The organism is Paenibacillus sp. KS-LC4 (assembly GCF_036894955.1).
Classification (GTDB): domain Bacteria; phylum Bacillota; class Bacilli; order Paenibacillales; family Paenibacillaceae; genus Pristimantibacillus.
The window spans coordinates 4798065-4810709 of sequence record NZ_CP145905.1 but is presented as its reverse complement, the minus strand read 5'-3'; the positions used below and the strand labels follow the sequence as shown (position 1 = coordinate 4810709).

Below are 12645 nucleotides of genomic sequence, written 5' to 3'. Positions count from 1 at the left end.
ACCTTTATCAGGATAGGCACTCGGTCACGCTGTGGGTTAAGCGACCTTAGACATGATTGTCAAGGGTGTGATGTGAGGAAGGGTTAAATGCCCTGTTAAAAATAATAGTTATTTCCTTTTGCTTTAAGTAAAAGGCAATAACTAGCATTTTTAAAAATGTAAGAATGTATCTGCTTCAGCTTGCTTCTAAGAATCGCATCCATAGATAAAGAATAATAAGGATAGGGTGATGGATGATGAAGAAGGTCAAAAAAGCAATTATACCTGCTGCCGGACTTGGAACACGTTTCTTGCCAGCGACAAAAGCGATGCCGAAGGAAATGCTGCCTATCGTAGATAAGCCAACGATTCAGTATATCGTCGAGGAAGCGGTGGCTTCAGGCATTGAAGACATCATTATTGTAACGGGCAAGGGCAAGCGGGCGATTGAAGACCATTTTGACCATGCCTTCGAGCTGGAGAACAATCTGTTCAGCAAAGGGAAATTCGAGCTGCTGGATGAAGTCAGACGCCCCTCCAATGTGGATATTCATTATATCCGGCAGAAGGAAGCGAAGGGTCTGGGCCACGCTGTATGGTGCGCACGCAATTTTATCGGCAATGAGCCGTTTGCGGTGCTGCTTGGCGATGATATCGTTCAGGCGGAAGTGCCCTGCGTGAAGCAGCTGATTGAGCAATATGAAAAGACGCAAAAATCGGTGATAGGCGTTCAGACGGTAGCGGATGACCAGACGAATCGTTACGGTATCGTGGATATTTTTGAAAAATTCGATCGGCTCTATGAGGTGAATCATTTTGTAGAAAAGCCGGCGAAGGGTCTGGCGCCATCAAACTTGGCAATTATGGGGAGATACATATTAACCCCTGAAATATTCGGCTTTCTGGAAAAGCAGGAAGAGGGCGTCAGCGGCGAAATTCAGCTCACCGACGCGATTCAGAAGCTGAATGAGCATCAGGGCGTATTCGCATATGATTTTGAAGGCATTCGGTACGATGTCGGTGAAAAGCTCGGCTTTATTAAAACGACGCTCGATTTCGCCTTGCAAAATCAAGAGCTTCGGGGCCAATTGTTAGCTGTCCTTGAGGATATTTTAGTCAGAGAGCAGTTAATTAAAGCAAACTAGCGCAGCACACCTGCTGTTATTCCAACTATTAGAATCGTTATTCTACTATTTAATTGAGGTGATTTCGAATGCCCCCATCCCCGCAGCGCAATGATGCCAGGGCTGTATTGGAAGGCGGTTTTAATGCAAGCTTTGAGAAAAGAAAGTCGCTACGTCTCTATTTAATGGCAAAGCGGGCAGTGGATATTATCGGGGCAGCTGCAGGCATTGTGATTTTATCGCCGATTTTTATTCTCGTGGCTGTTCTCATCAAGCTGGAGGACCCGCGCGGCAAAATCTTCTTTTACCAGACGAGGGTTGGACGTAATGAACGGACGTTTAAAATGTACAAATTCCGCTCCATGGTTTCCAATGCCGAGGATATGCTGGAGGATTTGCTTAGCAAAAATGAAGTAGAGGGCGCCATGTTCAAAATGAAGGAAGACCCGCGTATTACAAAGATTGGCCGTTTTATACGAAAAACGAGCATTGATGAGCTGCCGCAGTTTTGGAACGTGCTGCTCGGCGATATGTCGCTCGTCGGTCCCCGTCCACCGGTGCCCCGGGAAGTGGAAACCTACAGCAGCTATGACAAGCTGCGACTGCGCGTAACGCCTGGCTGCACGGGCCTATGGCAGGTGAGCGGTCGCAATGAGCTGAATTTTCATGAAATGGTGGAGCTTGATCTCCAATATATTGAGCAAAGAAGTATTATTTTTGATATCAAAATTATTTTGCTGACCGTTAAGGTAATGTTTGGCTCAAAGGATGCATATTAGGGGCGGGGCTTATAAACCTTTATTGTGGAAAGGAAGCATGAAAAAGAAGCTTCGCTGCATGAAAAGCCTGGCTTCCGATCGCCATTAACCCCCAATTTCCTCCATTAAACCGCTTTGCGGTAGAAATTGTGGGTTAAAAACGACCGCTGTCGCTTCTCCAGTCCAGGCTTTTCATTCCGCTTCGTCTTTTTCAACCTCCATTTCAAGAATACAAGGTCTAAAAAGCACCACCCGCTAAAAGGGAGAGGAAAAAGGGATGGAAATTGGAGCTAAAATATATGTGGCGGGACACCGGGGGCTTGTTGGATCAGCTATCGTCAGAGCCCTTCAAGAGCAAGGCTATCAAAATCTTGTATATCGCACTAGCGCTGAGCTGGATTTGCGTAAAAAGGATGAGGTGCTTGCTTTTTTTGAGCAAGAAGCCTTCGATTATGTGTTTCTCGCTGCGGCCAAAGTAGGCGGCATCGTGGCAAACAACGATTACCCAGCCGACTTTATCCGCGATAATTTGCTCATTCAGACGAATGTTATAGATGCCGCTTATCAGACGCATGTTGGCAAGCTATTATTTCTGGGCTCAACCTGCATTTATCCTAAATTTGCTCCGCAGCCGCTGAAAGAGGAATATTTGCTGACAGGCGAGCTGGAGCCAACGAATGCACCTTATGCGATTGCCAAAATCGCGGGCATCCAAATGTGCCAGTCGTATAACCGTCAATACGGGACAACATATATTTCCGCTATGCCAACTAACCTCTATGGGCCAAATGACAACTTCGATCTAAAAACTTCGCATGTGCTGCCCGCTCTTATTCGTAAATTTCATGAAGCTAAAGAATCCGGTCAGCCATCCGTGGAGGTATGGGGCTCCGGCAATCCAAAGCGTGAGTTTTTGCACTCCGATGATTTGGCGGATGCCTGCATCTACTTAATGCGCCATTATGAAGGCAATGACATCGTCAATATTGGCGTAGGCGAAGATATTTCAATTAAAGAGCTCGCAGAGCTAATCGGTTCAATTGTGGGCTATGAAGGAGAAATTACATTCAACACTACCGTCGCTGACGGAACGCCGCGTAAGCTGGTCGATGTATCAAAGCTGAACGGGCTCGGCTGGAAATCCAGCATTACGCTTGAAGAAGGACTGCGCGCGGTGTACACCGCGTATCAGGAGGAAGCCCTGGTCAACCATTAATGCGGTAAAAAGTTTCATGAAAAAAAGCGCAGCGAAATGAAGGGATGGGGCTGGAGAAGCGTCAGCCCATCCTTTCATGCAGCGCAGCTTCTTTTTCATCATTTTTTAAACAGCATTCATACAATAATCCCTTGGAGGAATGAAAATGAAGAGAGCGCTAGTAACGGGTGTAACCGGGCAGGACGGTTCCTATTTGGCAGAGTTTTTGCTGGAAAAAGGCTATAAGGTGTATGGCATGAGAAGAAGAACGAGCACACCCAACTATGAGAATGTCGCTCACATTAAAAATCAGATTGAATGGATTTCCGGCGATTTGACGGACCTTGCTTCTTTAATCGAAGCGGTACGCATTTCCGATCCGGATGAAGTATATAATTTGGCGGCGCAATCGTTCGTGGCCGCTTCCTGGCCACAGCCGCTGGCTACCGCGCAGCTCACGGCGCTTGCCGTCACGAATATGCTGGAAGCCGTTCGCATCGTTAAGCCGGAGGCGCGTTTCTATCAGGCATCCAGCAGCGAAATGTATGGCAAGGTGCAGGAGACGCCGCAAAAGGAAACGACGCCCTTTTACCCACGCAGTCCATACGGCGTAGCCAAAGTATACGGTCACTGGATTACGGTCAACTACCGCGAAAGCTTTAATATGTTCGCTTGCTCAGGCATATTGTTCAACCATGAATCACCTCGGCGCGGCCTTGAGTTCGTAACGCGCAAAGTAACGGACGCCGTTGCCCGCATTAAGCTTGGTGTGCAAAATGAGCTGCGCATGGGCAATTTGGATGCACTGCGCGATTGGGGCTTCGCAGGCGATTATATTAAAGCGATGTGGCTGATGCTCCAGCAGGATGAAGCGGATGATTTCGTCATATCGACGGGTGAAATGCATACGGTTCGCGAGCTGCTGGAGGTTGCATTCTCCTATGTTGGTCTTGATTATAATAAATATGTCGTTATTGATCCTGAATTTGTACGTCCTGCAGAAGTGGATTTGCTGCTTGGTGACTGCACGAAGGCGAAAGAAAAGCTTGGCTGGGAGCTGGAGGTTGGATTTCAGCAGCTGATTCATATGATGGTCGATGCGGATTTGAAACGGGTTCGTGCTGAAACAGCCTACAACAACAGCTTGATTGGCGCAGCAGGGGCAGGCGTGTAATAAAAAGCAGAACAGGGCGGCAGAGCCATTGTGCCGCTCTTTATTTTTGAAGAAAGCTGGAGTGAGCGATGATTAAAATTAAACCGGTAATCGAGCATGAAGGCATATGCCGGCACTGCGGCGTTGTTCTTGCTAATGAACGAGTGCTGTGGCAGGGCATTCACGTATGCGTGGAAGCGTGCTGCCCAGCCTGCGGCGGCGAATACGTGGAGGATTTAAAGGTCGGGCATGCAACGACTTATCCGTATTTGATTGACCGGGCGTCTTACACGCTTAGCGGTCATGAGGAATCCAAAGGCTGGCTCGGGAATCCGCTGCTTCATAGTCTCCAGCATCCAACTGCTGATGAGCAGGTCAGGCTTGAGGTAGAAATACGCGAGACCTGCCGCGAAGTGGTGATCATTAACTGCATCGACTTTCTTTACGGTCACTCCCTGCTCAAGCTGCTGAACGCTGAACGCGAGCGTACGGAAAACCCGGATATTGGCATTATCGTCCTCGTGCAGTCGTTTATGAAATGGATGGTGCCGGATTATGCGGCCGAGGTATGGACGGTCAATGTGCCGCTCTCTAAGGCGCAGCGCTTCTATCCGCAACTGGATGAGCAAATTTCAGCACAATGCGAGCGCTTTGAGCAGGTTTTCGTCAGCAGAGCCTATTCGCATCCGAGCCGATTCAATATTGAGCATTTTACGAAAAAGCGTCCCTTCCAGATGGAGGAGCCCCAGCCTGGGCCGACGCGGATTACGTTTATTTGGCGGGAGGATCGGGTATGGCTCGATAATCCTTATTTGATTAAAGCGGCAAAGCGCTATAAGCTGCTGCGGATGCTGCTTAAGCCGATTATTTGGTCGCAGCGCAACAAGATCGTCAAGCTTTTTAGCAAAATTAGAAAGCAGGAGAAGGACATTAAGTTCAGCGTAGTCGGCCTCGGACGCTCCTTCGCTTTTCCCGAGTGGATTGATGATTGCCGTGTAAGCAAATTCAATCTGGAGGCGGAGCTGATGGCTTGTGAGATTTATGCCTCCAGCGCGGTTATTATCGGGGTGCATGGCTCCAATATGCTGCTGCCCTCGGCGCTTGGCGGCATGGTTGTTAATTTAATGCCGGCGGATAAATGGGGAAATTTCGCACAAGATATTTTGTTCACGGAAGAAAATAATCGCATTTCGGCTTATATGTACCGTTTTCTGCCATTGGAGACGAAAATTAAAGTGCTGGGCAAAATCATTTCCAGCCAAATTTCCGGCTTCGCACATTATCACGAGCAAATGAAGGAAGACATTATGATGAGTAGGAATGGGTAGGCTTATGGGCAAAATTAAGCAAATTGTGCAAGCGAAGGACCACCCATTCTGGGTCATTGTCCAGCAGCTCGTGACAAAGGTGCTGACGGGCGTCAAGTTTCTCCTTATTGCCCGCATGCTTGGTCCAGCTGAGATGGGTCTAGTCAGCATAGCGCTTGTAAGCCTGTCCATTATTGAGCTGCTTACACAGCTTGGCGTTATGGAAGGGATTATTCAGCGGAAAGAGGATTTAAGCCATCAGCAGAAAAATGCGCTTTGGACGATGATGCTGGCCAGAGGCGTAGGCATCAGCCTTGTCCTGCTCGTAACCGCGCCTTATATTGCGCAGCTGTTCGGGGAGGGGCGGGCGACGTCCTTGCTGCTGCTAGCTGCGGGCGTTCCACTCGCGACCAATGCGGTCAGCATTAAATGGTATGAACGAATGCGTCATAAGGATTTTCGCTCAACGGGCATTTTGCAGCTGATTACGATTATGCTCGATTTAAGCTTATCCGTCATGCTTGTCGTTGTGATGAATTCGCCAATCGGCGTTATTGCCGGTCAGCTTATCGCTCAGCTATTCCGCTGCACGGCCTCCTTCATCTGGTTCAAGGATAAGCCGAGGCTGAGCCGCGATATGGGCAGCATTGCCGATATTCGCAAATATGGCAAATGGATTTGGGCAAACAGCATTTCTACACTTGTGCTTTATCAATTGGATAAGGTGATCGCCTCCCGCTTTCTGGGAACGACCGTGCTCGGACTATATCAGACGTCGCAGAAGCTCAGCCAAATGAGCATCAGCGATGCGTCTTATGCGCTCGGGCAATATTTTTTTCCGGTGCTTTCCAAGCTTAATCGGGAGGATCATAGTCAGCTGAAGGTGCAGTTTATGCAAATGCTGCTGATTATTTTCTCGTTTTCAATGGTTACTTCGGGCTATGTGTTATTCAACGCAGAAACATTTATTGTTTTATTATTAGGCAATGAATGGATAGAGTTAAGTCCGCTGCTTGGACTAATGCTGCTTAACGCAAGTATTGCTGGTATTATGAACGTTTTTGTTGTTGCCTTGCGTGCCATAGGTAAGCCGCGGGTAGTAACCATTACTTCTTATGTTCAGTTAGGTATTTATTTGCCACTCGCGATAGCTGGCGTTTTCTATTATCAAGTTTATGGTCTGATTTACGCCAGTATTATAGGAGCGACCACCACCACAGTCTTATTGTTTATTTCCTGCTTTAGAAGCATGAATCTATGGGGTGAGCTCGTTCATTTAAGAGGGGTAGTTGCTAACCTCTTATTTGTCATTACAATGTTTATCATTTCGATTACAGCTGGCAATCAACTGACCTTTATGATGTCAACACTGTTATATCTACTTTTTGCATACAGGCTGGCAGCGAGGCTAAAAGTAAAGAAAGGGCAGGCGATTGATAAAATAAGCGTACCTGCAAAAATTTAATTGCGCAAAAGGAACGTGCTTATGGAGCCTAAATTAGCGGTGCATAAAAATATTTCAATTGATTATATGGTAGGGTTTTATTTCATTTTCTTTTGCTACACAGCTATTCTAATTCCTTTACTGGAGCTTTATAAAACGGTATTGCTAGCTGCGTCATTTAATTATGTTAACCTGGGCTTAAGCTGGTTTATTATGTTTTATGCAATTGGACGGCTTTCCTTGCTTATGCTGAGCGATACAAGAAAAATAATTGAGCTTTTTTTCTGGATTTTTGTATACATTTGGATGGGGTATGTGCCCTTCCAACAAGTTCTTACGGAGCGTTTTGCATTGTCGGGGGTTTACTCCAGTGATGATATTCGCTTTGGGTTGTTTGTTGTAATAGCGGGTATTCTTTCCTTCGACCTTGGTGGTTTTCTTCATAATAGCTTGAACAAGAGACGAGATAGAGCAGCCGATGATGATGCAGGCTCCAAACTAAATTTGCTTGCACTCGACAAAATACAAGTAAACGAGAAAAAATTTATTATTTTCACGCTAATTGCGCTGTTTATATGTGCCATTATTATTTTGAAAATTGGCGGCGTAAGTACATTGTTTCTCAATAGGCAATTGTTTAATGCTCAGTTTGGCGGGAAAATTGAGTTTCTTGTGTTATCCAGTTTTTTGAAGGTATCCATATTCGTATGTCTGGTGCTCGGCATTATTTATTTTAAGCATTCAACAAAAAAGCTTTCCTTAGGAACAAAGCTATGGATCCTCTTTATTGGTATCGTTAATTTTATGATCAATAATCCGATCTCGGGAGCTAGATACTGGATAGGCTCTATGTTATTAACCCTATGCTTTCTATTATTGCCATGGGGGAAGCGCTCCTTTTACAAATGGGTCATTATGCTCTTATGTGTATTGCTATTTATATTTCCTAAGTCAGATATGTTCAGGCATACAACAGATACGGAGAAAATTGTGCAAAACCTGACTACCCAAAGTAATATGGCGACAGATGGAGATTATGATGCCTTTCAAATGACGCTTAACACCATCAAATATGTGGATCTGTTTGGTCATACGTACGGGGAGCAGCTACTAGTTGCTTTTCTTTTCTGGGTTCCACGATTTATTTGGGCAGATAAGCCGTATGGCTCAGGAACGACAGTAGCGGATGCCCTCGGATACGATTTTACGAATTTATCATGTCCGCTATGGGCAGAGTTTTACATTGACTTTGGTTTGCCTGGCGTTGTGCTTTTATTTATATTGTATGGTTATTTTACTCAGAAGGCACAGAAGGCTTATGAACGAGCGGTTACATCCAATGAAATTTCACCTGCGAGATTATGCGTGCCTTATTATGCTCCGTTTCAAATTTTTCTGCTAAGAGGCGAGCTGATGAGCGGAACCTCCTATTTAACGGCTTATCTTTTCTTTGCATTAATCGGATATTGGTTTTTCAAGCAAAAACAGAAACCATTGAATCAGACATATCCAGACTTCAAAAGTGTCTCAAGTTAAATGAAATATAAAAAGGATTGGAGCAAGCCTATGAACAAGGTACTTCTTCTAACCAATACAATTGCGCCATATCGCATACCCGTATTAAATAAGCTGCAACGTGATGACAATACGAGCCTGACGGTCTGGTATTTGGAGGAGAAGGAGCAGAATCGCAAGTGGGATATAGATTATGGCGAAATCGAATATGCGTACAAATGTTTGCCGGGCGTGCATGCTTTTATTCAAAAATGGGATATGGGCATTCATCTCAATCCCGGCATTTTTATGCGGCTGATGAAGCATAATCCCGATGTCGTCATCACCTCAGGCTACGATTCGCTTGGTTATTGGTCGGCACTGCTGTACAGCAAGCTATTTAGAAAAAAATTTATTATTTGGTGGGGCAGCACGCTGGAGAGCAGCCGGGTGCAAAATAAACTGGTGAACACGGTGCGCAGAGTGTTTTTCAAGTTAACCGATTCCTTTATTACATACGGTACACAGTCAGCGGAATGCCTGGAGCATTACGGCGTCAGCAAGGATAAAATCGTCATTGGCTACAATACGGTGGACATTCGATTTTTTCATAAAAAATATAAAGAGCATAAGCGGAGCAAGCTGCGCAGTGATGAGGGGCCGATCAAGCTGCTGTTCATCGGACAGCTGATTGAACGCAAAGGTCTCGCGCAAATTATTGATGCTATTCAGCAAACCCATAGCGATGCGGCCTGGCAGTTGACGATTGTCGGCTCGGGCCCGGATGAGCAGAGGCTCAAGGCACGCGTGGAGCAGTATGGGCTAACGGAGCAGATCAGCTTCGAAGGCTATAAGCAGAAGGATGAGCTGATTGATTATTTGGTGGAAGCGGATTGCTTGATTTTCCCTTCCTTAATCGAGGTGTGGGGTCTCGTCGTCAACGAGGCGTTAAGCACGAATACGTTTGTAGTGGCATCCAAATACGCGGGAGCAACGAAGGATATTATCGTCGATAAGCAAAATGGTCTCATTATTGATCCGCTTGATCCGCACAACTTAAAGGAGGCAATGGATTGGGTGTTTGCGAACAAACGGTATATTCAATCGAGCTGGCAGCTGAAGTTTGGGCTGTGGCGCAAAATGCATCCGAATTATTATGCCAGAGCGGTATCATCAGCCGTAAACCGGGCTTTGTCAACGGAGGGATAGCAAGTGGAAAATATTTTGTACATTCAGCCATATGCAAGCCATGTTGGCGGTGTGGACACAGTGCTGCTGCAACTGGTTCAAGGTCTGGATCAAGCGAAATACAAGCCATATGTGGTGCTGCCGGAATGGAGTCCTTATGTGGAAAAATACGAGGCGAGCGGAGCAACAGTGCTGTTCGCAGCCCTCGCCGTCTTCGGCAAGCCGACTGACGCGCTTTATTATTTTCGCAATACGGTTAAATTGGTCAAGTCGATGCGGGCGCTGCAAAAAATCGTCAAGCAATATCATATTAAGCTCATTCATTCGCATAAAATGGAAGTCATTGGCGGCAATATTGTCGGTAAAATGCTCGGTATTCCGACGCTGCAAACCGTCCATGAGCTGCCAAGGAAGCCGCTGATTGCCTATAAATTTGTCGGCTATTTGGACCATCTGTTCAATGACCGCATTATCGTCTTATGCGAACGCAGCAAAATTATGTTTCAGTGGGGGGGCCATACATCAAAGAAGCTGATTAAAATACATAATGGCATTGAGGTGACGGCGCCCTCTGCGGACCTCATGTCTAGTGAAACGGCTCACAGCTTGCTGCGCGAGGAGCTGAGCTTAGCCGAGACAGACCGCATCGTCATTACGGTGGCAAGGCTGTCACCGATGAAAGGCATTGAGTATTTGCTCAAGGCGGCGCATCTGATGAAGCGGAAAAAAGTCGAGCAAAACCTTCATTTTGTCATCGTAGGCGATGTTGCCTTTGATACGGATCAGGAGTATAAGCAAGGCTTGCTCGCCATGGCTAAGCAATACAAGCTAGGCAATGTCCATTTCCTCGGCATGCGCAGAGATGTTGCCGATTTGCTGCAGCAGGCGGATTTGTTCGTGCTGCCGTCGGTCTATGATATTTTTCCAACGGTGCTGCTGGAGGCGATGGCGGCTTCGCTGCCGATCGTAGCGACCGATGTTGGCGGCGTGCCCGAAATGCTGAATGGGGCGAATGGACTGCTCGTTCCGCCGCAGGATGAGCTGGCGCTTCAAAAGGCGATAACGAGCATTTTTGAACAAAATTACAAGCTGATGGGGGAAGAAGGCTACTCGCTGCTCCAGCAATCCTTCACCCGGGAGCAATATGTGAAACGAACGACGGCGGTTTATGAGGAGTTGTTAAGCATCGGATGAAAAATCTCATTCGCTTGGACCAGTATGAGCAGGCTGGCTATTCAAGGGGCAGAAGCGGCGCTTATGTTTTGCTGTGGTGGCTCATTCAAGGCACGCTGTTCCGATTCTCCCTGCACAATATGTACGCGTGGCGAAGCCTTCTGCTTCGTCTGTTTGGCGCGAATATCGGCAAGGACGTCTTAATTCGTTCAACGGCGAAGTTCACATATCCTTGGAAGGTCAGCATTGGCGACTTTTCCTGGATCGGTGATCATGTCCAGTTTTATAGCTTGGATGAAATTGTTGTGGGCAGCCACTGCGTCATTTCGCAAAATGCTTATTTATGCACAGGCAGTCATAAAATCAATGATCCTGCTTTTTCGCTGGAGGTTCGGCCAATTGTCATTAAAGACGGCGCTTGGGTGGCAAGCGATGTATTCGTTTATCCCGGCGTCACCTTGCATGAAATGGCCGTTGCGGCAGCTAGAAGCACGGTGCTGAAAAGCATCCCGGCCAATGAAATTCATGCCGGTTATCCGGCACAATATTTAAGAGACCGATTCGTGAAAGAGGTCATGGCATGAAGCCTAATATCGTATTCGTAATCAATTATTTTTATCCTGATTTTGCTTCTACGGGGCAGCTGCTAACGGAGCTTTGCTTATATTTGCAGGATGATTTCAACATTACGGTCATCGCGGCACAGTCCGAGCAGGGCGAGAAGGAAGCGGAGGCAAGGGGAGACAAAAGCCGCATCGTTTATGATCGTTTGGAGGATATTCAAATAATCCGCATCCGGCTGCCGAAGGTGGATAAAAGAAACAAGCTAAGTAGGCTGCGTTATATTGCATCCTACTTTTTTCATGCCAATATTCAGCTGCTGAAGCAGAAAAACGTTCATTTCATTTATACGATATCGCAGCCGCCGATTTTGGGCGGACTCATCGGAACGATTGGCAAGACGCTTAAGCGCTCCAAGCATATTTACAATATTCAGGATTTCAACCCTGAGCAGGCGGCAGCCGCAGGCTATATGAGCAATAAAGCGGTGCTGGGATTGGCGCGCTGGGTGGATACGCTGAATTGCAAATACGCCGATCATATTATTACCGTTGGTTATGATATGCAGGATACGCTGCTTAAACGTTTTGCCAGCCGGAGGGTGACGGACAATACGGTCATCAACAACTGGACGAATGAGGAGGAAATTATTCCGCTGTCCAAGGAGCATCCTCAGGTGCAAGCGTTCCTTCGCAAGCATCATTGGCAAAATAAATTCGTTATTATGTATTCCGGGAATTTAGGTCTTTATTATGACTTGGAAAATTTGGTTGAGCTTGCGAGCCGGTTTCGCGATTATCCGAATGTGCTCTTCGCCTTCATTGGCGAAGGCGCTGTTAAGAAGCAGATGCAGGACTATGTGCAGCGGGAGGGACTGGCGAACGTAGCTTTTTTACCTTTTCAGCCGAAGGAGCAGCTTCGTTATTCGCTTAATGCGGCGGATGTGCATCTCGTCGTGAATCAGAAGGGCATTAAGGGCGTGTCGGTGCCGAGCAAAATTTATGGCGTCATGGCCGCTGGCAAGCCGGTTTTAGGGGTGCTGGAGCAGGGCAGCGAGGCGTGCCGGATTATTGAAGAGAGCGGCTGCGGCATCGTTGCGGAGCCTCAGCAATATACGGAGATTGCGCGAAAGCTGAATGCGATGATCGAGCTTGGCGGCGTAGAGCTGGAGGAGCTGGGACTCAGTGGCCGAGATTACTTGGAGGAGCATTTGCGAAAGGAAATATCGCTTAATAAGTATCGCAAGCTGCTGCTTTCCATATAAGAAAG

At 46.9% G+C, this 12645-nt stretch carries 11 protein-coding genes; all 11 read left to right on the top strand.

Translation table 11 applies throughout. The annotated features are described in order from the left end of the window. Positions 1-236 precede the first annotated feature (236 nt). Positions 237-1124: a UTP--glucose-1-phosphate uridylyltransferase GalU gene (gene galU, locus V5J77_RS20335; RefSeq protein ID WP_338556945.1), complete on the top strand. Its 888-nt coding sequence runs from the start codon at positions 237-239 to the stop codon at positions 1122-1124. Between the two features lie 68 nt (positions 1125-1192). After that, entirely contained in the window at positions 1193-1882 is a 690-nt protein-coding gene (locus V5J77_RS20330) for a sugar transferase (protein WP_338552659.1), read from the top strand. Between the two features lie 256 nt (positions 1883-2138). Continuing rightward, entirely contained in the window at positions 2139-3077 is a 939-nt protein-coding gene (locus V5J77_RS20325) for a GDP-L-fucose synthase (protein WP_338552657.1), read from the top strand. Positions 3078-3222: 145 nt separating this feature from the next. Then, complete coding sequence (gene gmd / locus V5J77_RS20320; protein WP_338552656.1) at positions 3223-4230, top strand: GDP-mannose 4,6-dehydratase; 1008 nt, start codon at positions 3223-3225, stop codon at positions 4228-4230. Positions 4231-4298: 68 nt separating this feature from the next. Then, positions 4299-5537, top strand: coding sequence for a hypothetical protein (locus V5J77_RS20315; protein WP_338552655.1), 1239 nt, complete (start codon positions 4299-4301; stop codon positions 5535-5537). A 4-nt stretch (positions 5538-5541) separates the two neighbouring features. Next, entirely contained in the window at positions 5542-6981 is a 1440-nt protein-coding gene (locus V5J77_RS20310) for an oligosaccharide flippase family protein (protein WP_338552654.1), read from the top strand. A gap of 21 nt (positions 6982-7002) precedes the next feature. Further along, positions 7003-8496: an O-antigen polymerase gene (locus V5J77_RS20305; RefSeq protein WP_338552653.1), complete on the top strand. Its 1494-nt coding sequence runs from the start codon at positions 7003-7005 to the stop codon at positions 8494-8496. 30 nt (positions 8497-8526) lie between these two features. Next, positions 8527-9663: a glycosyltransferase family 4 protein gene (locus tag V5J77_RS20300; protein ID WP_338552652.1), complete on the top strand. Its 1137-nt coding sequence runs from the start codon at positions 8527-8529 to the stop codon at positions 9661-9663. 3 nt (positions 9664-9666) lie between these two features. Further along, positions 9667-10836, top strand: a complete 1170-nt coding sequence (locus V5J77_RS20295; RefSeq protein ID WP_338552651.1) for a glycosyltransferase family 4 protein — start codon at positions 9667-9669, stop codon at positions 10834-10836. After that, a complete protein-coding gene (locus tag V5J77_RS20290) occupies positions 10833-11399 on the top strand; it encodes a WcaF family extracellular polysaccharide biosynthesis acetyltransferase (protein ID WP_338552650.1) in 567 nt (188 codons plus the stop codon). Before V5J77_RS20295 ends, V5J77_RS20290 begins: the two co-directional genes overlap by 4 nt. Next, complete coding sequence (locus V5J77_RS20285; RefSeq protein ID WP_338552649.1) at positions 11396-12640, top strand: glycosyltransferase family 4 protein; 1245 nt, start codon at positions 11396-11398, stop codon at positions 12638-12640. The genes V5J77_RS20290 and V5J77_RS20285 overlap by 4 nt, the downstream gene beginning before the upstream one ends. Positions 12641-12645: the final 5 nt, after the last annotated feature.

Coding starts and splice junctions, on each gene's coding strand:
- galU (WP_338556945.1), top strand. CDS start 237: ATGAAGAAGGTCAAAAAAGCAATTATACCTGCTGCCGGACTTGGAACA.
- V5J77_RS20330 (WP_338552659.1), top strand. CDS start 1,193: ATGCCCCCATCCCCGCAGCGCAATGATGCCAGGGCTGTATTGGAAGGC.
- V5J77_RS20325 (WP_338552657.1), top strand. CDS start 2,139: ATGGAAATTGGAGCTAAAATATATGTGGCGGGACACCGGGGGCTTGTT.
- gmd (WP_338552656.1), top strand. CDS start 3,223: ATGAAGAGAGCGCTAGTAACGGGTGTAACCGGGCAGGACGGTTCCTAT.
- V5J77_RS20315 (WP_338552655.1), top strand. CDS start 4,299: ATGATTAAAATTAAACCGGTAATCGAGCATGAAGGCATATGCCGGCAC.
- V5J77_RS20310 (WP_338552654.1), top strand. CDS start 5,542: ATGGGCAAAATTAAGCAAATTGTGCAAGCGAAGGACCACCCATTCTGG.
- V5J77_RS20305 (WP_338552653.1), top strand. CDS start 7,003: ATGGAGCCTAAATTAGCGGTGCATAAAAATATTTCAATTGATTATATG.
- V5J77_RS20300 (WP_338552652.1), top strand. CDS start 8,527: ATGAACAAGGTACTTCTTCTAACCAATACAATTGCGCCATATCGCATA.
- V5J77_RS20290 (WP_338552650.1), top strand. CDS start 10,833: ATGAAAAATCTCATTCGCTTGGACCAGTATGAGCAGGCTGGCTATTCA.
- V5J77_RS20285 (WP_338552649.1), top strand. CDS start 11,396: ATGAAGCCTAATATCGTATTCGTAATCAATTATTTTTATCCTGATTTT.